Raw genomic sequence first — 22,800 nt, forward strand, 5'->3', positions numbered from 1 at the left:
TATTCTGACATCCGACGACCCTGTACGGGCGTATGGCGAGCGATGTGCGGTCAGAACAGCAACGGCGACCTGGCCGCGTTCGGATCGCCGCAGTAGCCGCCGGCTTCCACGGTGACCTCGCCGCCGTCCAGCACGACGCCCGCGTGGGTCCACCGCTGCAGCGGCCGAGTGGAACAGTCGACGGTGACCGGGACGCTCTCCCCGGCCGATACCGCAACCGAAGTGAAGCCCACGAGATGGCGAACAGGTCGCCCGTCAACCTCACGCACCGCATACACCTGAACGACGTGCCGTCCGTCGCGATCGCCGGTGTTGCTGACCTTGACCGTGGCGTCGAAGTGCTCGCCGTCCACAGGCCCGAGTGTCAGGTCGGCGATCGTGAACGTTGTGTAGCCAAGGCCGAATCCGAGCGGATACCCCGCGGTCACGCCGTCATGATCCAGCTTGCGCTGCCCCCACCAACGGTCATAGGTGACGGCGCGGGCACGCCAATCCACCTGCGGCAGTTGAGATTGCCGCACCGGAGTGGTGACCGGCATCCGGCCTCCCGGCTCGACATCACCGAACAAGATGTCCGCAAGCGAGCGGCCACCTTCCATGCCCGGATACCACGCCATCAGGACCGCGGCGACGTCACGGTCCCACGGGTCGGCAATCACGGTGCCTCCCCCGATGACGATCACGACAGTCCGCGGGTTCGCCGCGGCGACGGCCCGGATGAGCGCAACGTCCTCGCTGTGCAGCCGCAGATCAGACCGATCACCGCCGAAGGTCCACCAGCGCTGCGAAAACTTGAACAGCCTGCTGGCCAGTTTGGCGACCCATTGCCGACGCATGACCCCGCCGAACAACGCCATCGTGTCGGCATCGATGGCGATCAACGCCTCGCCCTCATCCTTGGGAGTCAGGCCGACGACGACCACCGCGGCGTCAGCGCCGCGCGCGTCCGTGACCACGCGATGACTTCCCAGTCGTTCCCGCAGCCCCTGCACCACCGACACTGTGTTCGGAGGTCTGACGTTCGACGATCCCGTGTCGCCCAGGTTCGGCCGGTCGGCGAGACGGCCGAGCACCGCGACGCGGTGCAGATCCTGCTCGACGAGCGGCAACAGTGTTGTACCGTCGGCATTTTGGTTGCGTAACAGGACGGTCCCACGCTGGGCGACCTCGCGGGCCAACGCGCGATGTTCGGCGCCGGCCACCACGGAGCGGGGCGGTGTGGGCTGTGCCCGTGCCGCGAACTCGATCTGAGTGCGCAGGACGCGGGCGCCGGCCCGCACGACGTCGGCCCGGTCCAGTTCGCCGGAACGCAACGCTGCCGGCAGCGCATGGGCACGCTGCTGCCGGAACGGCATCTCCACATCCTGGCCCGCCGCAACGGATTCGACCGGATGGCGCAGCCCCCAGACCCAGTCGGTGTGTACGAATCCGGTGAATCCCCACTGATCGCGCAGGATCTCGGTCAGCAAGTGCGGGTTCTCGCCGGCCCATACGCCGTTGACCGAGTTGTACGACGACATCACCGAATCCACACCGGCCTCGACGGCTCGCCGGAAGTGGGGGAGGTATCGCTCGTGCAGGATGTCCTCCGGCGCACTGACGTCGACCTGAAACCGCGCCTCCTCCATGGAGTTGAGCGCGAAGTGCTTCACGCTCGTGATGACCCATGGTTTCGCGCCTTCGATTGCCGCGCTGCCCATTTCGCCGATAAGGAGCGGGTCTTCACCGTATGACTCCTGCGCGCGTCCCCAGCCGGGGAACGGGGCGACGTTGATGCAGAGACCGCCCCAGAAGTTGGCGCCGTGGGCGCGGGCCTCGGTGGCGATCGCCGCGGCGACGCGCCGTTCGATGTCGACGTCCCAGGTGGCGGCTCGGGCGATGGAAACGGGGAAGCTGGTCGACGGCGCGATGCCCACGCCGCGCGGACCGTCGGTGAAGCGCAGCCCTGGAATGCCGATGCGGTCGATACGGCCCGCTGTGACGGCGAGGAAGTTCGTCCGCGTCCGCGCACCGTCGACGACGGACTTGACCATCGGCTTGTCGCCATCGAGCAGCCACAGCAGCTCGCGGTCCGTCAGCATGCGCAGTATTTCGTCGGCGGCTTCTTCGGAGCTCTTCTCGCCGCGACGGACCGCGTCCACAGCATCGGCGAAGGATGTTCCAGGCAAAAAGATCTCGGCGCTCATCGGCTGCGTGCGAACTCTTCGGCGATGATGTCCACGAAACGGTCGACGTCCTCAGGTGTGGTGTCCCACGCGGTCATCCATCTGATCTCGCCGCGGGCGCGGTCCCAGTCGTAGAACCGAACCCTCTCCCGGATCCGGTCGGCCACCTCGGTCGGCAGCGTCGCGAAGATGGCGTTCGCCTGGCTGTCCTGGGTGAAGGCGAGACCGCGCAGCGTGCCGTCCGCGATGCCCGCCTCCAGCGCAGTACGCAGGCGTTGTGTCATCGCGTTCGCGTGTGCGGCGCTGCGCAGACCCAAATCGTCTTCGAAAAGAGCGAGCAGTTGTGCCGACGCGAACCGCATCTTGCTCGCGAGCTGCATGGTCAGCTTGCGCAGGAACACCAGTCCGCTGGAGCCATCCGGGTCGAGTACCACCACGGCCTCGGCGCCGAGCAGTCCGTTCTTGGTGCCTCCGAGGCTGAGGATGTCGACACCTGCGTCGGTGGTGAATTCGCGGAAGCCGACGCCGAGCGCGGCGGCTGCGTTCCACAGCCGAGCGCCGTCCATGTGGACGGCCATCCCGTGCTCGTGGGCGAACTCGCACAGTGCGCGCACCTCGTCGGGCGTGTAGACGGTGCCCAGTTCGGTGGCCTGCGTGATGCTCACCGCGAGTGGCTGGGCGCGATGTTCGTCGCCCCAGCCCCAGGCTTCGCGGGCGACCAAGTCGGGTGTCAACTTGCCGTCCGCGGTGGGGACGGTGAGTAGTTTCAATCCGGTCATCCGTTCTGGGGCGCCGGCCTCGTCGGTGTGGATGTGCGCGCTCGACGCCGTCACGACGGCTCCCCAGCGGGGCAGCACGCTGGTGAGTGCGACGACGTTCGCGCCTGTCCCGTTGAAGACCGGAAACGTCTGGGCGCGCTCGCCGAAGTGGACGCGAATCACGTCTGCAAGGCGTTCGGTGTAGCTGTCGTCGCCGTAGGCGACCTGGTGCCCGCCGTTGGCGGCGGCAAGCGCGGTCAGCACCTCGGGATGGGCGCCTGCGTAGTTGTCACTAGCGAAGGCGCGCTGGTCGGGATCGTGGAGGGTGGATATCGACACACCCCGATCCTGCACCCGATGACTATGACGGCGCTGAGAGGTCTACCGATGACATTGTCCGACGTCGGAGGTCTACGTGAGTATGGACACCATGGACCTCCCCCTGCACCCGCCGCTCGAGCCGATGCTCGCCAAAGCCCAGGCCAAGGTGCCGTCCGAGGCGGGGGTGTGGTCCTACGAGCCGAAATGGGACGGTTTTCGTGCGCTGCTGTTCCGCGACGGCGATGACGTCGTGCTGCAGTCGCGCAATGGCAAGGACCTCGGCCGGTACTTTCCTGAGCTGCTCGATGCCCTGCTCGACGAGGTGGCACCGCGGTGTGTGCTCGACGGCGAGATCGTCGTGCCGCGCGAGATCGACGGACGGATCCGGCTGGACTGGGAGTCGTTGAGCCAACGTGTGCATCCGGCACAGAGCCGGATCAAGATGCTGGCCGAGCAGACGCCCGCGCACTTCGTCGGTTTCGACGCGCTCGCCACCGGGGACACGTTGCTCATGCGTGAACCGTTCCGGGTGCGTCGGGCCGCGTTGACCGACGCGGTGACCCAGAAGACCTGGTGCCACGTCACGCGCACGACCGAAGACCCCGAACAGGGTGCGCAGTGGCTGAAAGAGTTCGAGGGTGCCGGGCTCGACGGGGTCATCGCGAAACGACTGGACGGGAAGTATCTGCCCGGCAAGCGGGAGATGGTGAAGGTCAAGCACGCCCGCGACGCCGATTGTGTCGCCATGGGATACCGGATCCACAAGAGCGGCGCAGGCGTTGGGTCGGTGCTGCTCGGTCTCTATCGTGACGACGGTGAACTCCAGATGGTCGGTGGCGCAGCGTCATTCAGCACCAAGGACCGCATCAAGCTGCTCGCCGACCTCGAACCCCTACGCGAGGGTGACGAGCTGCGCGAGGGTGACCCGAGTCGATGGAACTCCGCGGCCGACAAGCGCTGGATCCCGGTGCGTCCGGAACGGGTCTGCGAGGTCGCTTACGACCAGATGGAGGGAAACAGCCTCCACGGCAGGAGGTTCCGGCACGCCGTCAAATTCATCCGCTGGCGCCCCGACCGCGAACCGACCAGCTGCACCTTCGATCAGCTCGACGTACCCCTGAACTATGACCTCTACGACGTCATGGAGTCTTGAGATGGCAACGCCCGCAGAAGAACTCGATGTCGACGGCGTCAAGGTTCGGTTCACCAATCCGGACAAGATCTACTATCCGAAGCTGGGTAAAGAGGGTACGAAGCGCAAGCTGGTCGAGTACTACCTGGCCGTCGCGTCGGGTCCGATGCTCGCCGCGCTGCGGGACCGGCCCACGCATCTGCAGCGCTTCCCCGACGGCATCGAGGGCGAGGAGATCTACCAGAAACGCGTACCGCAGAAGCATCCCGACTATCTCGAGACCTGCGTGGTGACCTTCCCGTCGGGCCGGACGGCCGACGCGCTCAAGGTCACCCACCCGTCGGCGATCATCTGGGCCGCACAGATGGGCACGATCACGCTGCATCCCTGGCAGGTGCGCTGCCCCGACACCGAGCACCCCGACGAACTCCGCATCGATCTAGATCCGCAGCCCGGCACCGGATTCGTCGAGGCCCGCACGGTCGCGGTGGATGTCCTCAAACCGTTGCTCGATGAGCTCGGTCTGGTCGGTTATCCGAAGACGTCGGGCGGACGCGGGGTGCACATCTTTTTGCGGATCAAGACCGATTGGGACTTCATCGCGGTGCGCCGTGCGGGAATCGCATTGGCGCGCGAGGTAGAACGACGGGCGCCGGACGCGGTCACGACGTCGTGGTGGAAGGAGGAACGTGGGCAGCGGATCTTCATCGACTATAACCAGAACGCCCGCGATCGCACCTTCGCGTCGGCGTACTCGGCGCGCAAGACCCCGATCGCGACGGTGTCGACTCCGCTGAGCTGGGACGAACTGCGCGAGGCCGATCCCGACGACTACACCATCTCGACGGTGCCGGATTTCATTGCGGGACGGCCGGATCCGTGGGCTGACATCGATTCGGTCAAGCAGTCGATCGAGCCCCTGTTGGAGATGGTTCGCGCCGACGAGAAGGAGCGCGGCCTCGGCGATCTGCCGTACCCGCCGAACTATCCGAAGATGCCGGGGGAGCCGCCCCGTGTCCAGCCGAGCAAGAAGGTTGCCTCCCACTGGGACGCCGAGGGCAACCGGGTTTAGCGACGTGTAGCCGGGCTTGGCAATATTTACGTCGGGGAAATGCCAGCTGGGGGAGAATCGTTCACGTAGGTATGCCCGTTGGGGTTTCATTGTCTACGTGGTTCTGCAGGCCTGCATGAACCTGGGGGGCCAGAAAGGCGTGTAAACGTCATGACGGAAAATCTGACACCGCACTTCGCCGAGGTGCAGGCCCACTACGACCTGTCTGACGACTTCTTCCGGCTGTTTCTCGACAAGACAATGACCTACAGCTGTGCCTACTTTGATCGGCTGCGCGATATCCCGTTGGAAGAGGCGCAGATCGCAAAGATGGATTTATCGTTGCGCAAGCTGGGTTTGCGGGCCGGTATGACGCTGCTGGACATCGGCTGCGGCTGGGGGTCGACGCTGCGTCGGGCGGTCGAGAAGTACGACGTCAACGTCGTCGGCCTGACCCTGTCGAAGCACCAGGCCGCCCATGTGCAGAAGGTCTTCGACGAGATCGACACCACGCGCACCCTGCGGGTGCTGTTGCACGGCTGGGAAGAGTTCGACGAGCCCGTCGACCGGATCGTTTCCATCGGCGCCTTCGAGCATTTCGGATACGACCGTTACGACGACTTCTTCGCGATGGCCCACCGGGTGCTGCCCGACGACGGTGTGATGCTGCTGCACACGATCACGATGCTGACTCCGCAGCAGATCGTCGACCGCGGGCTGGTCATGGATGAAGAGATGACAAGCTTCAATGAATTCATCGCCACCGAGATCTTCCCAGGCGGCCAGCTGCCCGCCATCGAGATCGTCGAGTTCCACGCGTCGAAGATGGGCTTCAACATCGCGCGCAGGCAGTCGCTTCAGCTGCATTACGCCAGAACTCTCGACCATTGGGCGGCGGCGCTGGAGGCACATCATGACGAGGCCGTGCAGATCCAGTCCGAAGAGGTGTACCAGCGGTATATGCGCTACCTGACCGGATGCGCCGATGCGTTCCGGGCCGGCTTCATCGACGTCAACCAGTTCACGCTGAAGAAATAGAGCGTTTCGTCCGATAGCGTTGTGACAGAACGGCTTAGCCCAACGTCGGACTCGTCTAGTTGCCGGTGCGCTGGACCTGCGAGTCGAAATCGCTGTTGAACGGGCAACTGCCGGTGAGGGTGTAGTGCCCGGTCCCGGTAAGCAACGTGATCGGGTCCTGCGCTGGGGTCGGCAGTGGGTACTGCAACGTGATCTCGCGGTGAGCCGGGCCGCCGTCCTTGCACGTTGAGTCCGACGACCGGTTGGCCAGCACCCACTGGTTCTTCTCGAACACGAGGATCTTGACGTCGGTCGGATTGAACCAATAGCTCAGGCAACGGTCGCCGGTGCGCAGGCAGTACGTCTGGATGTCGAAGTTCACTTCGGCGCTGCGGTTGCCGTCCTTGTAGGTGTCGACCTCCTGGTAGCGGCCATACAACGCCTGCGCGGGCGAGGCCACGCGAGGGGGCAGGGTGGCGGGGTCGACGATGGACACGCCCTCGGTGGCGTCTCCGGTGCGGGTGAACGTGACAGGCCGGTTGCTGGCGCAGTTGGGGTTCGTCGACCGGACGATGAACTCGCCTTTCAGTGACCCGTCGGGCTGCGATTGCAGTGATAGTGATTCCCAGATCTCTGTCGAGCCGGCGCCCTGGCACGTCGCCTGTTTGGCGCTCACCGACTCCCAACGATCGTCCACCTCGTCGAGCACCAATGACGTTGCCGAGCTGAGAGATCCGTTGGTCTTCGCCGCGCTCGCCACGCAGGGGCGGCCATCGTCGCAGGCCGATTTGATCACCCAGGTCTCGCTGCCACCCGAGGCGCCCTGGAACGGCTGGCCATTGGGCTGGGTGGGGGCACCGAACTGGGCGGCGAAGGTGCCGTTCAGCCCCGCACCCGGGGGTGTGCCGTTGGGGGCGGGCTCTTCGTCTCCGCTGAGGACGATGAGGATGGTCGCGACGGCGGCGACGATCATCACGATCGCCACCGGAACGATCACCGCGGTGCGTCGGTACCAGGGCCAGAGCGCATCGTCGTCGGCGCCCTTCTCTGGTGGGGATCCCTCGCGGCGCTGGACCGGCTGAGCCTGGGTCGGTGCGGCCGCGTTCTCGGCATGCACGGCGGGTGCACCAAGATGCGTTGGCGCCCAGGCCTTTTCAACGTGGTCGGGGGTGCCGGCCTGCGTCGGCGCCCACGGGGGCTGCAGTCCCTGGTCGGCCGGTTGGGCTTGCGTTGGCGCCCAGGCCTTTTCGACGTGGTCGGGGGTACCCGCCTGCGTCGGCGCCCACTGCGGCGACGTCTGCTCGGCGGGTCGCGCCTGCGTGGGCTCCGACCCGGGGTCGAACTTCTCGGCCGGCCGGGTCTGCTTTGGGTTCCAATTCTTTACGGTGTCCTCATCCACGAAGGCCCGTGTCTCCGCGGCCGGTGCGGCCCCGGCGGCGGTCGGCACCGAACCCGGTTTGACCGGCCGCGTCTGTGCGCCTTTCGTGAGCGCTTCCCGTGCGGCGCGGGCCATCTCGGTCGTCGTTTCGAAGCGGTCTTCCGGGTCCTTGGCCATACCGGCGGCGATCACAGCATCGAGTTCCGCCGGAACCCCGGGAATCTTCTTCGACACCCGCGGTGGCGGAGCGGTGAGATGGCCGGCGATCTGCTGCTCCACACTCTCGCCGGGGAACGGTCGGCTGGAGGTGAGGCATTCGTAGAGCACGCAGGTCAATGCGTAGATGTCCGAACGGGTATCGCTCTGACCGGTGGTGAAGCGCTCGGGCGCCATGTACGGCCATGTGCCGACGACGTTGCCGGTGGCCGTCAGCTTCGTCTCACCGGTTGCGCGCGCGATGCCGAAATCGATCAGATACGAGAAATCGTCCTCGGCGACGAGGATGTTGGACGGCTTCACGTCGCGATGCACTAGCCCGATCTTGTGCGCTGCGTTGAGCGCCGACGCGATCTGCTCGATGATCTTCACCGCTCGGGCGGGCTCCATCGGGCCTTTGGACAGCACATGTTCGAGGTCCTGGCCCTCGATCAGTCGCATGTCCACATACAGTCGGCCGTCGATCTCGCCGAAGTTGTGGATCGGGACGACGTGCGGGTTGCTCAGTCCCGCAGCGGCGAACGCCTCATGCCGGAACCGCTGCTCGAAGACGGGATCGGTGGCCATCTGTGCGGGAAGCACCTTCACCGCCACTACCCGCCGGGTCGCGGTGTCGAACGCCTTCCACACCTCACCCATGCCGCCGCGGCCGATCAACTCGACGAGGCGGTACCTACCGAAGGGCGTGCCCTCCACTACGCCTCCTGGTGACTGCGGCAAACCAGCGGGTTCTCAGTCTTCACGATCGGGCAGCCGCCCGGTCCCGTATTAGAGATTGAAGTGACCGTCGGCATACCGCAACCCTTTCCCGAAGCGCTGCGATGTGACGTCAGGCGCGTAGCTAGCCGGACTATTCCTTGAGGACGCAAGGCAACCCCGCATGTCGGCGATCGCATCCCGGCCAGGATGCCATCAGACGTCCAAATTTGCTGATTTCGATGAATCCGTGGCAGGACCCGCCGCGACCTGCGAGAATTCCACGATCTGGAGCGTTCGGGGGAACACCAGCTTGAAGGGGGTGGCTGATGTCGGTGCCCCGCCGGTCCCACGCGGGTCCGTCGACATCCGTTGTGCCGCCTTCATTTGTTGCCGACGCCGGTGTCTGGCTCGCGCCGTCGGCAATCGGTTCCACGCCTGACCGCCAGCACACCAGTTTTGAGAGAGAACGACGATGCAAGATTCACGTGGTGTTCGACGTGCTCGCGGCGTAGCCGTCGCGGTGGCGTCCGTCGCAGCCGTCTCGTCGACCGCGCTGGGCGCCGCATCGTTTCCCGCTCTCGCACAACCCGTCGATGAGACGACGGTCGTGGAAACCCCGTACGTGCCTACCGAAGAGGTCGCGACGGCGCCGCCGGTCGTCGAGGCGCCGCCAGTAATCGAGATACCGACCGCTGCGCCGCCGGTGGTGCCGCAGGCGCCGGTGCAGACCCCGGTGCCGGTAGAGACTCAAGCACCTGTGGAGACTCAAGTAGAGACGGAGGCGCCCGTCGTGACAACGACTGCGGCGCCGCCGGTTACGGCTGAATCCGAACCGGCGACGACGAGCGCGGCCCCCGCGACGACGGAAGCGGTGACCACTGCGACGACGGCGGCGACCACCCCGGCGACGACAGCGGCGACCACAGGTGCCACCTCGACCGCCGCGACCACCTCGACCGCCACCACGTCAGCCCCGTCGACAACTCCCAGCAGTTCAGCGGCGCTGGAGACGACCTCCACATCGGCGCCCAGTGGCACCAGCACATCCGAGACCGACGCCAGCACCTCGGTGTCGGAAGAGGCCACGTCGGGTGAGACGACCACGGGCACCACGGAGCAGGTCGGCGGAACCACCGTCGAAGACTCCGGAAGCATCGAACCGGCCGCGGGCGTCACCACGACGCCCGAACCGCAACGGGTGGAAGCGCTGCCCGAGAACATCGAGCGCGCGATGAACGCCAAGGCGGTCGAGGAGGTTCCGCCGCCTGCGCCGCCCGAGGAGATCGACAAGCTCAAGAATCTGATCCTGTCGCCGGACGGGAGCACCGACGGTGCGAGCACCCCGACCAGCGCCAGCCTCGCGGCCGTCGAACAGAAAGTGCTGCAATGGCAGCCGGACTGGGTGCAGTACGACAAGTACTACCGGCCGTTGATCTCCAATCCGTACCCCGATCCGCTCCAGATCGTCTACGACGTCGGGGGCGTACCGCGGACGCTGGTGATCGAGCCGTTCGGGCGCATCGTCACCGAGGTGCGCGATCTCGGCTCGTACAACTTCACCGCGTTGCGGCTCAATTTGCTCGGCATCCCCATCGACATCGCGGTCGGCAACTTCTTCGGCGGCGGGTATCTCCCGGCGCCTGGGCAGCCGCCGCCACCGCCGCCACCGCCGGTGCGCACCCTGACCGACGTTCCCGTTCAGGTCAAGTACACCGACGCGACCTACCGGCCGATCGTGGTCCGCAGGGTCGTCGATGTCGGTCCCGACCCCTCGCAGGGCGGTGCCCACAAGGTGCTTCTCGACGGCGTGACGCCCGCGTGGGGTGAATGGAAACAGAACGAGCAGGGCGTGCCCCAGTTCGAGGTGCACCAGACCCAGAGCTTCCCGGGCATGGAGGCACCTGCGGAAGGCCCGCTGCCGGGCGACTACGACCTGCAGCTGGTCAGCGATTCCAAGCCCACGGGTCTGAGCGGCAGGGACATCACCCTCATCGTGGCGGCGGTGATGGCGGCGGCGGTCGGCATCGGCGCGATCGTCCTGACGGTCTTCCTCGGAAAGCGGCGGCGTCCCCAGCATTGACGAAAACTCGGGTTAAGTAGGTACATGCGAGTTTCGTCGACCGCGCGAAAGTGGTTCGCGGTCCTGGCGCTTTCTGCCATCGTCGCAAGTGGTGTGGGCGTCGCGGCCATGATGATCTTCGGAAGCCTGGGTGCGCCGAAGCCGTCGCAGCGGGACGCGACACCGCGCTCGACGCTGGTGCCCGCACCGCCGAAGGTGCCGACCCCGTTTGAATTCACCGTCGCGGTGAATGTCACCGAGCAGACCTGTGTGCCGGCCGGGTCGTGTACGTACAAGTACACGATCCAGCCGAAATACATTGGGCTGCACCCACTGCCGGAGACACCGTTCACGGTGTTCTACGAGGTGGTCGGCGGCGATGCACCCCAGAAGGGCGAGTTCACCGTCGAGAAGGACCAGGCGCAGATCCTGACCGACGTCGTCGTCCAGGGCCCGCCGGGCGCGCAGCTGCAGGCCCACGTCATGAGTGTGAGCGGCTGAATTTTGCGGTTCTGACCCACGGTGCGGTGGGTGGTCGCATTGTTGCCCTATGACGAAGGCGTCACTTCTGCGGGCCAAGGAGGGTCTGCCGCGCGGGGTCCAGGGTGCAGCTGATCCCCGATTCGCCAACGTCGCCCGAATTTTCGCCGGACTGTTCCCGGGCCGCCGGTTCGGCGGCGGGGCGTTGGCGGTCTACATCGACGGCAGACCCGTCGTCGACGTGTGGACGGGATGGTCGGACCGCGCCGGGGAGCAGGTCTGGACAGCCGATACCGGGGCGATGGTGTTCTCGGCGACCAAAGGGGTCGCGGCCATGGTGATTCACCGCCTGGTCGACCGTGGCCTCGTGTCCTACGACGAGCCCGTCGCGCGGTACTGGCCGGAGTTCGGCACGAACGGCAAGGACGAGATCACCGTGCGCGACGTTCTGCGGCACCGGTCCGGGCTGGCGCATCTCAAGGGTGTGACCAAGGACGAGTTGCTCGATCACCTGCTGATGGAGCAGCGCCTCGCCGCCGCACCGGTCGATCACCAGCTGGGCAGGCAGGCTTATCACGCGCTGACGTACGGGTGGATTCTGTCCGGCCTCGCCAGGGCCGTGACCGGTATGGGTATGCGTGAGCTCATCCGCATCGAAGTCGCAGAACCCCTGAACACGGACGGCCTACATCTCGGCCGCCCGCCGGCCGGCTCACCGACGAAGGTCGCGCAGATCCTGGCTCCACAGGGCACTCGCCCGAACCCGGTCTTCGACTTCGTCGCGCCGAAGGTCGCCGGGTTGCCGATCTCGGGTGCGCTCGGCGCGATGTACTTTCCCGGTATCAAATCCCTTGTGCAGGGCGATATTCCGTTCCTCGACGCGGAGGTCCCCGCAGCCAATGGGGTGGTGACGGCGCGTGGCCTCGCCAGGATGTACGCCGCTATCGCCAATGGAGGCAGCATCGATGGCGTCCAGCTCCTGTCGCCGGACCTGACACAGGGGCTCATCGGAAAGCCGAGGCCGTGGCCCGATCTGAACATGGGCGTGCCGATGCCGTTTCACCTCGGCTACCACGAGTCACCGGTTCCCGGTCTGCTCAAGGGTTTTGGGCACGTCGGTCTCGGCGGGACGCTGGGGTGGGCCGACCCGGAGACCGGCAGCGCGTTCGCGTTCGTGCACGATCGGCTGCTGACGCCGATGCTCTTCGACATGGGCTCCTTCGCAGGCCTGGCCCGCCCGCTGCGCAACGCGATCGTTGCCGCACGACATGCGGGTCCGCTCGCAGTGCCGAAATACGGTGCGCGCTACCGGGAGTCAGAACTCCCGAAGAAGGTTGCGGGTCGGCGTTAAGCCGTTGAGACGACGCCGCGTGCCTGCGGCAGTGGCAAGTCGTTGTAGGTGACGATGCCCGGTGCAGCCGCCAGGACCGCCGGGATCGCGTGGATCGGCGGCATCGCCGTCATGATGTGGCCCAGGACGAAGAAGTCCTCGATGCTCTTGGCGTTCTCGATCATGTCCTGGGGCGGCAGGAAACCGACAGCCATGTTGACCGTCGGCCGCCCTTCGATGGTGATCTTCCAGCCGTCACCGTCAAGCTGCCAGTCCGGATCCAGGGTCTGGCCCTTCTTCCATCGGACGTTGATGTCGATCACGGTCTTGCCGCCCACGATGCCCTGCCAGCTGGCGTAGACACCCGCGACGTGGCCGGCCGGGATGGTCCATGACGCCATCACGAGGTCTTCGGTCGTCTGCGCGTATTCCGAGACGCACTTGATCTCGTCGAGCGTCACACCGATCGCATCGGCGACCAGGCGCACGGCCTCGGCGAACACCGCGGTTCCTTTCGCGGCCATCGGCTGCAGTTCGGGATCGTCGATGGCTGTGCCGAATCCGACGGGTCGCTCGGTGTCCGGGGAGTCGTAGAGGGTGGTGTCGGCCGACTCGGCGATGGTGATCTTGTCGATCCGGTCGCACGAGGTCGCGGCCACGATGGCCAGCAGCTCGGCGAAACCGGGGCTAACGCCAGAACCGAACAGCGTCGACCCGCCGCGCTGGCAGGCCTCCTCGAGCCGGGCGCGGTCGTCGCCGAGGTTGTGTCCGGTGATGAACGACGCCGACGCGACGACGTTCACTCCCGCCTCGAGGATGCGGACGAGCTCGTCGACGTTGATCCACATCGGGTTGTAGACCACGACGTCCGGTTTGAGGGCGAGCAGCGCGTCGACGTCGTTGGTGGCCTTGACGCCCAACGGCCCAATTCCGGCAAGCTCGCCGGCGTCGCGGCCGGATTTGTCCTTTGACCAGGCGTAAAGGCCGACTAGTTCGTAGTTCGGGTTCTTGGCGATCGCCTCGACCGAACTCTTTCCGACATTTCCCGTCGTCCACTGGACGACCCGGTAAGGGGCGTTTGGCACTCGCTCAGCATAGGAAATCCTACCCCTGCGGGGAAGGCTTTTTTCCCGAGTGGCGAAAAACTAGGCTGCGGAGATGGCGCGAACCAGGGGCCGGCCGCCGCGGATCAGCCGCGACCAGATCGTCGCTGCCGCGCGCCGCCTTCCCCCCGGCGGTCTCACCATGCAAGCGGTGGCCGATGAGCTCGGAGTGAGCCGCAAGGCGCTGCACTACTACGTCGGTGACCGCGAGGGTCTGCTGACCCTGATGGTGCTCGACCAGTTCGAGCGCGAACTCGCCAGCGTCGAGCTGCCTGCGGACGGCGACTGGCGGGCCACGCTGCGGGCGTACGCGGTGGCGTACCGCGACGGGCTGTTGCGGGTCGGCACGGTGACGGACTTCGCCCAGCTGCGAGGCCTGAGCACCTCGGCGGCGCTGGGTCTGGCCGACCGCCTTCTCGATGCGATGCTGTCGGCGGGCCTGGATCCCGACAGTGCGCGGCGCGGCCTGACCGCCGCATCCAACATCGCCCAATCCGCCGCGCAGACGGTCGTCGCGCAGACCGCGTCAGGCGCGCACCGGCACCGCGCGGAAACCTCGGAGGCGCTATCGCGGGAGCCGCACGACACCTACCCGGCGTTGCGCCGAGTGCTCGGGGCGGCCGCACCGTCGGAGCGCGATGCCGAAACTCAGTTCGAGTTCGAACTCGAGGTGGTGATTGCCGGGCTGGAACGCACTCTCAACGCAGCTGAATGGTTGTGAGACAACGTGATTCAGTGCGGGACGAGGGCGGCCTTCCCGGTGCGCTGCTGGCCACTGCGGTCGATCCACGTCAGATCGATGACGTCGCCCGGATAGTGGCGGTCCAGCACGTACGTCAAGGTGGTGGCCGAATCCAATGGTGTGCCATCCAAGGTGATCAGGACGTCGCCTGGTGCCAACCCGGCTGCCTCGGCCGGGCCGCCGCGCAGGACGTCGGCGACGAGCACACCGGGTACGTCCAACGGAGCGGTGCGCACACCGACGCCGAGAAGCGTCGGCGGCCCGATGTGCACCGTTGCGGACGGCGCCCCCGATCGGATCTGATTCGCGATGGCAATCGCATCGTTGATCGGGATGGCGAAGCCCTTGCCGCCCGGGCCCATCCGGAAGTTCACCGATGCCGCGGTCGTGACTCCGACGACCTGACCGGCTCCGTTGACGACGGGGCCCCCGGAATCGCCCGCGACGACGGGCGCCGCGAACTCGATCAGCCCGGTCAGCTCGTCCTTGCTGCCGGTGAGGGTGTCCTCGGCGTGGACGGTGCGGCCGAAGGCGGTGATGGTGCCGACCTCCTGCGTCAGTGGGGCGTCGCTGCCGTGCGCGTTGCCGAGCGCCACCACAGGCTCACCTTCCACCAGGCTGGCCGAGTCACCTATCGGTGCGGCGGGCAGCCCGCCTGCACCGATCAGCTGCAGCACCGCGATGTCGTGCTGGCGGTCGTAACCGACCAGTTCGGCCGGAAACGATCGGCCGGCGACGCTCACCGTGATGCGGTCGGCACCCGTCACCACGTGGAAATTCGTCAGTACCTGACCGGAGGGGTCGAGCACGATGCCCGTGCCGTTTCCGATCGCGTTCTGGTAGTAGATCTCGGTGTCGATACGCGCCACGGCGGGCTCGACCTGGCTGGCCGCGGCGACCGGGTCACCCGGCGCAGCGGTGGATGTTGCCGGATGCACCGGCGCGACGAGCGCCAGGACCGCGACAAGCGCGATCAAGGGCGTCGCGAGCGCGCGACGCATCGGAACTATGCGCATCTGCCCATTTTGCCCGATATTGCGGTTCTTAATCGTCTACGGCGACGCCGCCGCGCAGACGCCTGCGGCGACGACGCGCCGGTGCGACCTTGTCAGACGTACCGCTATCAGGCGCTTTGCCGTTGGACTTCGCCGGCTCTGCCTCTTCGTCGGCGTCCTCTGCGGTTTCTTCGGTGGCCTCCGCGGTGGCCTCCGCCGGCTTCTCGTCGGGCTCGGTCTCCTCAGCGTCGGCGTCGTCCTCAGCGTCCTTGGCAGCGTCCTTCTTGCGGCCCCGGCGTTCCTTCGGCTTCTTGGGCTTCAGCGGTTTCGGCGGTGGCGGCGGCAACTCGGCGATATCGGCGAGGTAGAACGCGAAGATGCCCAGCAGGGCGAGCGCGGAGGCGGCCCCGTAGAGGCCGAACAACCACGGTCCCGCATCGTCCAGCGAGAGCCAGATCTCGCTGATCGCCGTGCCGATGATCAGCACGCCTGCGACGACGTGCAGCACGATCGATGCGGTCCGCAGCCGCAGCGCCAGCAGCGGCGTGCGGAACTCCGGTCGGCGGGTCCGCAGCAGCGTGAACACGACCGGCAGCGCCGCCAGCGCGATCAACGCCCCTGCGACGATGCGCAGCACGGTGCCGAGGGTGTGCGACGTGACACCCATCAGCTCCCACCAGCGCGGCAGGACGAAGGTGAAATAGAGGACAGCGGCGACACAGGAGAACGTCGCGTGCCACGTGACCGCGACCCAGCGCCGCATACTCCTCCTTGAGGTTTTGTGGACCGAGGTGCGACCAGGTTCTTCGCTAACTAGCCGCACCTCGGTCCGGGTGCGGAGGATAGGGGATTTGAACCCCTGAGGGCTATTAACCCAACCCGCGTTCCAGGCGAGCGCCATAGGCCACTAGGCGAATCCTCCGCCGGTCATGGTAGCGGAACACACTGATACCCCGAATCCCGTTGGTCCTGTGGTCCCGATGCACCCGTCGAGCCGCGCCTGCGCCGGGTACTAGACTTTGTCCTGGACCCCGCGCGGCGTCCATCCTGTGAACTCCCCCAGGGCCGGAAGGCAGCAAGGGTCAATGGGCTCTGGCGGGTGCGCGGGGTCCCCTTGATTTCCCGGCGATCCCCGGCATCCGATGAAAGGCGCTCCCGTGTCGTTTCAGTCGCTCGGCCTCGAGGAGCTCCGCGCCCAGCACGAGCTGCAGACGCGTAACTACGCCGATCTCAAGGCCAAGGGGCTCAAGCTCGACCTGACCAGGGGCAAGCCGTCGGCCGCCCAGCTGGATCTGTCCAACGCCCTGCTGGAGCTGCCCGGCAAGGACACCTTCAAGGACGGCGACGGCACCGACACCCGCAACTACGGCGGTTTGCACGGGCTGCCCGAACTGCGTGCCATCTTCGGCGAGCTGCTCGGCATCAGCGTGCCCAACCTGATCGCGGGCAACAACGCCAGCCTGGAGTTCATGCACGACGTCCTGACGTTCACCATGCTGCACGGCGGAGTCGATTCGCCGCGTCCGTGGGCGCAGGAGCCCACGGTGAAGTTCCTCTGCCCCGCGCCCGGCTATGACCGGCATTTCGCCATCACCGAAACCCTCGGTGTCGAGATGATCACCGTCCCGATGCTCGAGGACGGCCCGGATGTCGACCTGATCGAGGAGCTCGTCGCGGCCGACCCAGCGATCAAGGGCATGTGGTGCGTGCCTGTGTACTCGAACCCGACCGGGGTCACCTTCTCGTGGGAGAAGGTGCGGCGACTGGTTCAAATGCGAACGGCCGCCAATGATTTCCGGCTGATGTGGGACAACGCCTACGCGGTCCACACGTTGACCCACGACTTCGAGCCCAACATCGACGTGCTCGGCCTGGCCGAAGCTGCGGGCAACCCGAACCGGCCGCTGGTGTTCGCGTCGACGTCGAAGATCACGTTCGCCGGTGCCGGGGTGAGCTTCTTCGGCGGCTCGCTGGGCAACATCGCCTGGTATCTGCAGTACGCGGGCAAGAAGTCGATCGGGCCGGACAAGGTCAACCAGCTCCGGCATCTGAAGTTCTTCGGCGACGCCGACGGCGTGCGCCTGCACATGCAGCGTCACCGGGAGCTGCTCGCCCCGAAGTTCGCCACCGTGCTCGAGATCTTGGCCGACCGGCTGGGCCCCTCGAAGATCGCATCGTGGACCGAACCCAAGGGCGGCTACTTCGTCAGCTTGGACGTGCTGCCGGGGACGGCGCGTCGCACCATCGCCTTGGCGAAGGATGCCGGCATCGCGGTGACCGAGGCCGGTGCCACGTTCCCGTACCGAAAAGACCCGGAGGACAAGAACATCCGAATCGCGCCGTCATTCCCGCCGCTGCCGGAGCTGCGCGAGGCGATGGACGGCCTGGCGACCTGTGTGCTGCTGTCGGCCACCGAGTCGTTGCTGAATGGCTAGCTCAGCTTGTTGATGACCTCACCGCGGGCAACGGCGTGCTCTGTTGGACGTTGATCGTGGCGGCGGCGACGATGCCTGCGGTAAACAGCACCGCGAGCACGAGGAGGCCGGCATCGATCCAGCCCGGATTCTTGATCAGCTCGCCGGGGCGTGCCCCAGCTGATTGCCGGTCCCGCCAGTTCGCGCGGAACACCGACTCGTAGCGAAACCGCCGGTTTGGTCACACGCGACGCCGAGGAGTCACCGGGCCTCGGTAGCCTGCTGAGCGTGGCGCTCTACCGCAAGTACCGACCGGCGACCTTCTCCGACGTGGTTGGTCAGGAACACGTCACCGAACCCCTGTCCACCGCGCTGTCGGCCGGGCGCATCAACCACGCCTACTTGTTCTCCGGCCCGCGCGGGTGTGGGAAGACGTCGTCGGCGCGCATCCTGGCCCGCTCGCTGAACTGTGTGCAGGGGCCGACGGCCACGCCGTGCGGTGTCTGCGACTCGTGCGTCGCGCTGGCGCCCAACGGTGGTGGCAGCGTCGACGTCACCGAGCTGGACGCCGCCAGCCACGGCGGTGTGGACGACACCCGCGAGCTGCGCGATCGCGCCTTCTACGCGCCCGCCCAGTCGCGGTACCGCATCTTCATCGTCGACGAGGCGCACATGGTCACCACGGCCGGCTTCAATGCGCTGCTGAAGATCGTCGAGGAGCCGCCGGAGCACCTGATCTTCGTGTTCGCCACGACCGAGCCGGAGAAGGTGTTGCCGACCATCCGTTCGCGCACCCACCACTACCCGTTCCGGCTGTTGGCGCCGCGCACCATGCGCTCGCTGCTCGAGCGGATCTGCGCGCAGGAGAACGTCACGGTCGACGACGCGGTGTACCCGCTGGTCATCCGGGCCGGCGGCGGATCACCCCGTGACACGCTCTCGGTGCTCGACCAGCTGCTGGCGGGGGCGGACGGCAATCAGGTCACCTACCCGCGGGCGCTGGCGCTGCTGGGTGCGACGGACGTGGCCCTCATCGACGACGCGATCGACGCGCTGGCGGCTGGGGATGCCGCGGCGCTGTTCGGGGCCGTCGAAGGCGTCATCGACGCCGGTCATGATCCGCGACGGTTCGCGACCGACCTGCTGGAGCGCTTCCGCGATCTGATTGTGCTGCAGTCGGTTCCCGACGCGGTCGCCCGCGGTGTGGTGGACGGCCCCGAGGATGTGCTGGACCGGATGCGCGAGCAGTCGACGCGGATCGGCACCGCGACGTTGACCCGCTACGCCGAGGTGGTGCACGCCGGGCTGGGGGAGATGCGCGGAGCCACCGCACCTCGCCTGCTGCTCGAAGTGGTGTGTGCGCGGCTGCTGCTGCCGTCGGCCAGCGACACCGAGGCCGCGCTGTTGCAGCGCATCGAGCGCATCGAGACGCGGCTGGACATGTCGATCCCCGACACCGAGGGCGGCGCGCCGAAGGTCTTCGCCCGCAAGAGCAAGACCGAAACACAGGCGCCCGCCGAGCCGGTGCGCAAGCCCGCCCTCGAGCCGACGGTGGCGGTCGAGCCCGCACCGGAGCCCAAGCCAGGGCCGCCGAAATCGGAACCGAAGCCCGAGTCGCCGCCGCCGGTGCGGCCGCCCTCCGACCCGGTGGTCGTCGCGCCCCCGCCCGCGGCCGTCACGGGTGAGCCGAATGCGGCTGCGGTGCGCAGCATGTGGACGACGGTGCGTGAGAAGGTCCGCCAGCGCAGCCGTACCACCGAGGTGATGCTGGCCGGCGCGGTCGTCCGCGCCGTCGAGGGCGGCACCCTGGTCCTCAGCCACGAGTCCGCACCTCTGGCCAAGCGGTTGACCGAACAGCGCAACGCCGACGTCATCCGTGAGGCACTCAAGGATGCACTCGGCGTCGACTGGAAGATTCGATGTGAGACGGGACCGGCCGGTGCGCCCGCTCCCGAACCGCAGGAGTCCGCGCCCGTCGCTCCCCCGCCGCAGCAGCACGACGACGAAGAGGAGAGCATGCTCGCCGAAGCGGGCAGCGACACCTCCGAGGCGCCGCGGCGCGATCCCGAGGAAGCCGCGCTGGAGCTGCTTCAAAACGAGCTCGGCGCCCGCCGCATCGACGGCACCTGAGCGATTTGTGTGCGTTCAGGAGCGCTCACCGCTCGCGAACGCACACAAATCGCCGGAGTTAGGGCGTCCACCACGGGCGCAGCGGCAGGCCGCCGTCGTTACCGTGCGAGTCGAGCTTGACCGCCAGGAACTGGTGCAGCTGAATGATGTTCGTCTCGAAGCCCACCCGTGAGCCTGCCATGTAGAGCCCCCACACCTTCGCGGTGGGCAGCCCGACCTCCTCGACGGCCTCGTCCCAGTGCTCGACGAGGTTGCGGCACCAGTCGCGCAGCGTCATCGCGTAGTGCTGACGCAGGTTCTCCTCGTGCAACACCTCGAGGCCGACGTCCTGCGCCTCGGCGATGATGCGGCCCGAACCCGTGAGCTCACCGTCGGGGAACACATAGCGGTCGATGAATCCGCCTGCGGTCGCGGGGGATCGGTTGTCGTGGCGGGTGATGCAGTGGTTGAGCAGCAGCCCGCCGTTGCGAAGCTTCGACTTGAGGAAGCGGAAGTACGCCGGGTAGTTCTGCACGCCGATGTGTTCGGTCAGCCCGATCGACGAAACCGCGTCGAACCCGGATTCGCGGATGTCGCGGTAGTCGCCGTGGTGGACCTCGGCCAGGTCGGACAGACCCTGCTCGGCGATCGCCTGCTGCGCCCAGTCGGCCTGCTGCTTCGACAGCGTCACGCCGATCGCCTTCACCCCGTGCTTCGCGGCGTAGCGGACCATGCCGCCCCATCCGCAACCCACGTCAAGCAGTCGATCACCCGGCTTCAGCCGCAGCTTCTCGAAGACCAGCCGGTACTTGTTGTCCTGCGCCTCTTCCAGGGACGCGTCAGCATCCGGGTAGCACGCGCAGGTGTAGGTCATCGACGGCCCGAGCACCCACTCGTAGAACTGATTCGACACGTCGTAGTGGTGATGGATGGCCTCGGCGTCGCGAGTCTTGCTGTGGCGCAAGCCCTCTGCGATGCGCCGCCAGCGGGGCAGGGCCTCCTGTGGCGGCGGAGCGATCGGCTTGAGGTGCTCGATGCCGATGCTGCGAACGATGTTCGCCAGCACCCGCGGGGGTGGAAGCTTGAATTCGAGCTTGTCCGCCAGCGCCCTGAGCAGTTCGTAGGGATCACCGGGATGCACTCCGATCGGCTCGAGATCGCCCGACACGTAGGCGCGCGCGAGACCGAGTTCGCCCGGTGCCGTCGCGAGATACGTGGTGCCGCGGGGCGTCAACAGGTCGAGCCCGATCTTGGCGTCCTCCGGCCCGGCCGTACTACCGTCGTACGCGGTGAATTTCAGCGGGACCTGACCCGAGGCGAAGATCGCCAGGATCTCGGCAAGCGTCAGCCGGCCTGTTGCCTGGGTGGTGGGTTCCTTGAACGTGGTCAACGTGTTCCTCCGCTCTCCGCGCTAGCACTCATCGCCGTTGTACCGCCTTCGCGTACAGGTCCAACAGTCGTGAGTCGGGGTCGTAGGTCTTCTTGACGGTTTTGTAAGTTTCTCCACCATAGAGTTCGTCGAACTCCTCTGGGCTGTAGTACGCATCGGAATACAGCGATTTGTGTCCCTCGAGTTCACTGACCTTGCGTTCGATCAGGCGGTTTGTGTGCCCTTCGGTGGGGCCGACCGGCACCGACGACCAGAAACCGACGTTGACGTACGTCTGGTGCGCGCGGATCGGGTACAGCGGCCAGGTGGTGTCGTCGCGGAGCCGCAACGGGCACAACCAGATCGGCTCGATGGGCACGTTGGCCAGGAACCACTCGACGAACTCGGCGGCCCGTCCGATCGGCACCTCGATGTCCTGCACGACGCGTTCCAGCGGTGGCCGGCCGTTGCGCTTTTCGATCCGGTCGGCGATGTTGAACCTCTGGTCGTAGGCGATCAGCTTCCAGTAGAAGCTGCTTCGCCGATAACGCCGCGGCCAGAACCGGCGGATCCGCGGGTTCTGTGCGCCGAATGCCCTTGAGCACCAGAACCAGTCGGTGTCCCAGCGCCACAGGTAGTCGTGGATCGTCAGCCGGTCGTGTCTTTCACCTTCCGGGTGCTGGATGGAGCGGTAGTAGATCTGCTGGCCGGTGTAATCGCTGACCGGGCCCGGCGTGGCCGTCTGGAAACCCAGCGTCAGGTAGCTCTCGTCGGCCGAGAACACGACGCCGTCGAGGTAATCGACGGGTCTGTCGTCATGGCCGCCGGTTTCGATGATGCGATCCATCGCCGCGAAAAGGTCGGTCAGCGTGTGGAAACGCAGATGGCGAAGCTCGACGAACGGACGCACCGTCTCCAGCTCGATCTTTATCCGAACCGAATACCCAAGCGTGCCATACGAATTGGGGAAGGCGTAGAACAGATCGGCATTCTGGCTCCGACTGGCGGTGACGACCTCACCGGCTCCGGTCAGGATGTCCATCTCCAGCACCGACTCATGCGGTAAGCCGTTGCGAAACGACGCCGACTCGATCCCCAGCCCGGTGACCGCCCCGCCGAGCGTGATCGTCTTCAGCTGAGGCACCACCAGTGGCGACAGGCCGTAGGGGAGCGTGGCCGCAACGAGGTTCTCGTAGGTGCACATGCCCGCCACGTCCGCGGTGCGCTTGTCGGGGTCGACCGCGATGACGTCACCGAGGCCCGAGACATCGAGACCCTTGACCGTGGTCTTGGCGCGGGCCCTAAAGAGGTTCGACGTCGGTTTGGCGAGGCGAACAGTCGCGTTCAGCGGGATCGCCCGATAGCTGGCCAGGAGCCGCTCGACTCCCGCGGAGTGAGCAGTACGTGCGTCGGTCTCCGTCACAGACACGGATATACGCTAGTCCGCGGTTGCAGGCGATGC

Annotated in this window: 18 protein-coding genes, 1 tRNA gene and 1 other RNA gene; 10 read left to right on the top strand and 10 right to left on the bottom strand. The window is 66.6% G+C overall.

From position 1 onward, the window contains the following. Nucleotides 1-50: 50 nt before the first annotated feature. Nucleotides 51-2,186, bottom strand: a complete 2,136-nt coding sequence (locus G6N43_RS04285) for a beta-glucosidase family protein (RefSeq protein WP_083154859.1) — start codon at nucleotides 2,184-2,186, stop codon at nucleotides 51-53. Next, complete coding sequence (locus G6N43_RS04290) at nucleotides 2,183-3,262, bottom strand: threonine aldolase family protein (protein WP_083155008.1); 1,080 nt, start codon at nucleotides 3,260-3,262, stop codon at nucleotides 2,183-2,185. Before G6N43_RS04290 ends, G6N43_RS04285 begins: the two co-directional genes overlap by 4 nt. Nucleotides 3,263-3,344: 82 nt before the next feature. Between G6N43_RS04290 and G6N43_RS04295 the strand changes: the two genes are divergently transcribed. The 3 genes from G6N43_RS04295 (at nucleotide 3,345) to G6N43_RS04305 (ending at nucleotide 6,465) form a co-directional block, all read left to right on the top strand. Next, entirely contained in the window at nucleotides 3,345-4,397 is a 1,053-nt protein-coding gene (locus tag G6N43_RS04295; protein WP_083154857.1) for an ATP-dependent DNA ligase, read from the top strand. A 1-nt stretch (nucleotide 4,398) separates the two neighbouring features. Further along, the gene (gene ligD / locus G6N43_RS04300; RefSeq protein ID WP_083154855.1) at nucleotides 4,399-5,448 is read left to right on the top strand and encodes a non-homologous end-joining DNA ligase; all 1,050 of its coding nucleotides are present in this window, start codon (nucleotides 4,399-4,401) and stop codon (nucleotides 5,446-5,448) included. A gap of 150 nt (nucleotides 5,449-5,598) precedes the next feature. Beyond that, entirely contained in the window at nucleotides 5,599-6,465 is an 867-nt protein-coding gene (locus tag G6N43_RS04305; RefSeq protein WP_083154853.1) for a cyclopropane mycolic acid synthase family methyltransferase, read from the top strand. A 55-nt stretch (nucleotides 6,466-6,520) separates the two neighbouring features. On the opposite strand, the gene G6N43_RS04310 is transcribed toward G6N43_RS04305, so the two are convergent. Then, entirely contained in the window at nucleotides 6,521-8,734 is a 2,214-nt protein-coding gene (locus G6N43_RS04310) for a serine/threonine-protein kinase (protein ID WP_083154851.1), read from the bottom strand. Nucleotides 8,735-9,209: 475 nt separating this feature from the next. On the opposite strand from G6N43_RS04310, the gene G6N43_RS04315 reads away from it, so the two are divergent. The 3 genes from G6N43_RS04315 to lipL are packed head-to-tail and all read left to right on the top strand — an operon-like array spanning nucleotide 9,210 to nucleotide 12,627. Further along, on the top strand, nucleotides 9,210-10,817 hold the full coding sequence (locus tag G6N43_RS04315; protein ID WP_083154849.1) for a hypothetical protein: 1,608 nt from the start codon (nucleotides 9,210-9,212) through the stop codon (nucleotides 10,815-10,817). A gap of 24 nt (nucleotides 10,818-10,841) precedes the next feature. Further along, nucleotides 10,842-11,297 carry a hypothetical protein gene (locus G6N43_RS04320; RefSeq protein ID WP_083154847.1) on the top strand — a complete coding sequence of 152 codons (456 nt, stop codon included), beginning with the start codon at nucleotides 10,842-10,844 and terminating at the stop codon, nucleotides 11,295-11,297. Between the two features lie 49 nt (nucleotides 11,298-11,346). Then, nucleotides 11,347-12,627 (top strand): esterase/beta-lactamase LipL, encoded by a 1,281-nt coding sequence (gene lipL / locus G6N43_RS04325; RefSeq protein WP_083154845.1) that lies wholly within the window; start codon nucleotides 11,347-11,349, stop codon nucleotides 12,625-12,627. Here the strand turns inward: lipL and G6N43_RS04330 are convergent. Next, entirely contained in the window at nucleotides 12,624-13,691 is a 1,068-nt protein-coding gene (locus G6N43_RS04330) for an NAD(P)H-dependent amine dehydrogenase family protein (RefSeq protein ID WP_083154843.1), read from the bottom strand. The two genes, lipL and G6N43_RS04330, sit on opposite strands and share 4 nt — an antisense overlap. A 73-nt stretch (nucleotides 13,692-13,764) precedes the next feature. On the opposite strand from G6N43_RS04330, the gene G6N43_RS04335 reads away from it, so the two are divergent. Then, nucleotides 13,765-14,430 carry a TetR/AcrR family transcriptional regulator gene (locus tag G6N43_RS04335; RefSeq protein ID WP_083154842.1) on the top strand — a complete coding sequence of 222 codons (666 nt, stop codon included), beginning with the start codon at nucleotides 13,765-13,767 and terminating at the stop codon, nucleotides 14,428-14,430. 11 nt (nucleotides 14,431-14,441) lie between these two features. On the opposite strand, the gene G6N43_RS04340 is transcribed toward G6N43_RS04335, so the two are convergent. The 3 genes from G6N43_RS04340 to G6N43_RS04350 form a co-directional block, all read right to left on the bottom strand. After that, nucleotides 14,442-15,467, bottom strand: a complete 1,026-nt coding sequence (locus G6N43_RS04340) for a S1C family serine protease (protein ID WP_083154841.1) — start codon at nucleotides 15,465-15,467, stop codon at nucleotides 14,442-14,444. Nucleotides 15,468-15,495: 28 nt separating this feature from the next. Continuing rightward, nucleotides 15,496-16,209 carry a lipid uptake coordinator LucA gene (locus tag G6N43_RS04345; RefSeq protein WP_083154839.1) on the bottom strand — a complete coding sequence of 238 codons (714 nt, stop codon included), beginning with the start codon at nucleotides 16,207-16,209 and terminating at the stop codon, nucleotides 15,496-15,498. Between the two features lie 73 nt (nucleotides 16,210-16,282). Beyond that, nucleotides 16,283-16,368 (bottom strand) — tRNA-Ser (locus G6N43_RS04350). Nucleotides 16,369-16,468: 100 nt separating this feature from the next. Between G6N43_RS04350 and ffs the strand changes: the two genes are divergently transcribed. Together ffs and G6N43_RS04360 are read left to right on the top strand one after the other, a co-directional pair. Further along, nucleotides 16,469-16,565, top strand: an RNA gene (gene ffs / locus G6N43_RS04355) — signal recognition particle sRNA small type. 38 nt (nucleotides 16,566-16,603) lie between these two features. Further along, nucleotides 16,604-17,881 carry an aspartate aminotransferase type Ic gene (locus G6N43_RS04360; protein ID WP_083155006.1) on the top strand — a complete coding sequence of 426 codons (1,278 nt, stop codon included), beginning with the start codon at nucleotides 16,604-16,606 and terminating at the stop codon, nucleotides 17,879-17,881. 1 nt (nucleotide 17,882) lies between these two features. Here the strand turns inward: G6N43_RS04360 and G6N43_RS04365 are convergent, their stop codons facing one another. Next, nucleotides 17,883-18,074, bottom strand: coding sequence for a hypothetical protein (locus G6N43_RS04365; RefSeq protein WP_083154837.1), 192 nt, complete (start codon nucleotides 18,072-18,074; stop codon nucleotides 17,883-17,885). Nucleotides 18,075-18,148: 74 nt separating this feature from the next. On the opposite strand from G6N43_RS04365, the gene G6N43_RS04370 reads away from it, so the two are divergent. Then, nucleotides 18,149-19,990, top strand: a complete 1,842-nt coding sequence (locus tag G6N43_RS04370) for a DNA polymerase III subunits gamma/tau (RefSeq protein ID WP_083155004.1) — start codon at nucleotides 18,149-18,151, stop codon at nucleotides 19,988-19,990. 58 nt (nucleotides 19,991-20,048) lie between these two features. Here G6N43_RS04370 and G6N43_RS04375 read toward each other — a convergent pair whose 3' ends face one another. Further along, on the bottom strand, nucleotides 20,049-21,359 hold the full coding sequence (locus G6N43_RS04375; RefSeq protein ID WP_083154834.1) for a class I SAM-dependent methyltransferase: 1,311 nt from the start codon (nucleotides 21,357-21,359) through the stop codon (nucleotides 20,049-20,051). A gap of 28 nt (nucleotides 21,360-21,387) precedes the next feature. Continuing rightward, nucleotides 21,388-22,767 (bottom strand): FAD-binding oxidoreductase, encoded by a 1,380-nt coding sequence (locus tag G6N43_RS04380; protein ID WP_083154832.1) that lies wholly within the window; start codon nucleotides 22,765-22,767, stop codon nucleotides 21,388-21,390. Nucleotides 22,768-22,800 lie beyond the last annotated feature (33 nt).

The sequence above is a fragment of the Mycolicibacterium moriokaense genome (assembly GCF_010726085.1).
Lineage (GTDB): Bacteria > Actinomycetota > Actinomycetes > Mycobacteriales > Mycobacteriaceae > Mycobacterium > Mycobacterium moriokaense.

Excerpts from the sequence above, each read along its gene's own strand:
- G6N43_RS04345 (WP_083154839.1), bottom strand. The coding sequence starts at position 16,209 with ATGCGGCGCTGGGTCGCGGTCACGTGGCACGCGACGTTCTCCTGTGTC.
- G6N43_RS04295 (WP_083154857.1), top strand. The coding sequence starts at position 3,345 with ATGGACACCATGGACCTCCCCCTGCACCCGCCGCTCGAGCCGATGCTC.
- G6N43_RS04285 (WP_083154859.1), bottom strand. The coding sequence starts at position 2,186 with ATGAGCGCCGAGATCTTTTTGCCTGGAACATCCTTCGCCGATGCTGTG.
- G6N43_RS04320 (WP_083154847.1), top strand. The coding sequence starts at position 10,842 with ATGCGAGTTTCGTCGACCGCGCGAAAGTGGTTCGCGGTCCTGGCGCTT.
- ligD (WP_083154855.1), top strand. The coding sequence starts at position 4,399 with ATGGCAACGCCCGCAGAAGAACTCGATGTCGACGGCGTCAAGGTTCGG.
- G6N43_RS04335 (WP_083154842.1), top strand. The coding sequence starts at position 13,765 with ATGGCGCGAACCAGGGGCCGGCCGCCGCGGATCAGCCGCGACCAGATC.
- G6N43_RS04305 (WP_083154853.1), top strand. The coding sequence starts at position 5,599 with ATGACGGAAAATCTGACACCGCACTTCGCCGAGGTGCAGGCCCACTAC.
- G6N43_RS04340 (WP_083154841.1), bottom strand. The coding sequence starts at position 15,467 with ATGCGCATAGTTCCGATGCGTCGCGCGCTCGCGACGCCCTTGATCGCG.
- lipL (WP_083154845.1), top strand. The coding sequence starts at position 11,347 with ATGACGAAGGCGTCACTTCTGCGGGCCAAGGAGGGTCTGCCGCGCGGG.
- G6N43_RS04315 (WP_083154849.1), top strand. The coding sequence starts at position 9,210 with ATGCAAGATTCACGTGGTGTTCGACGTGCTCGCGGCGTAGCCGTCGCG.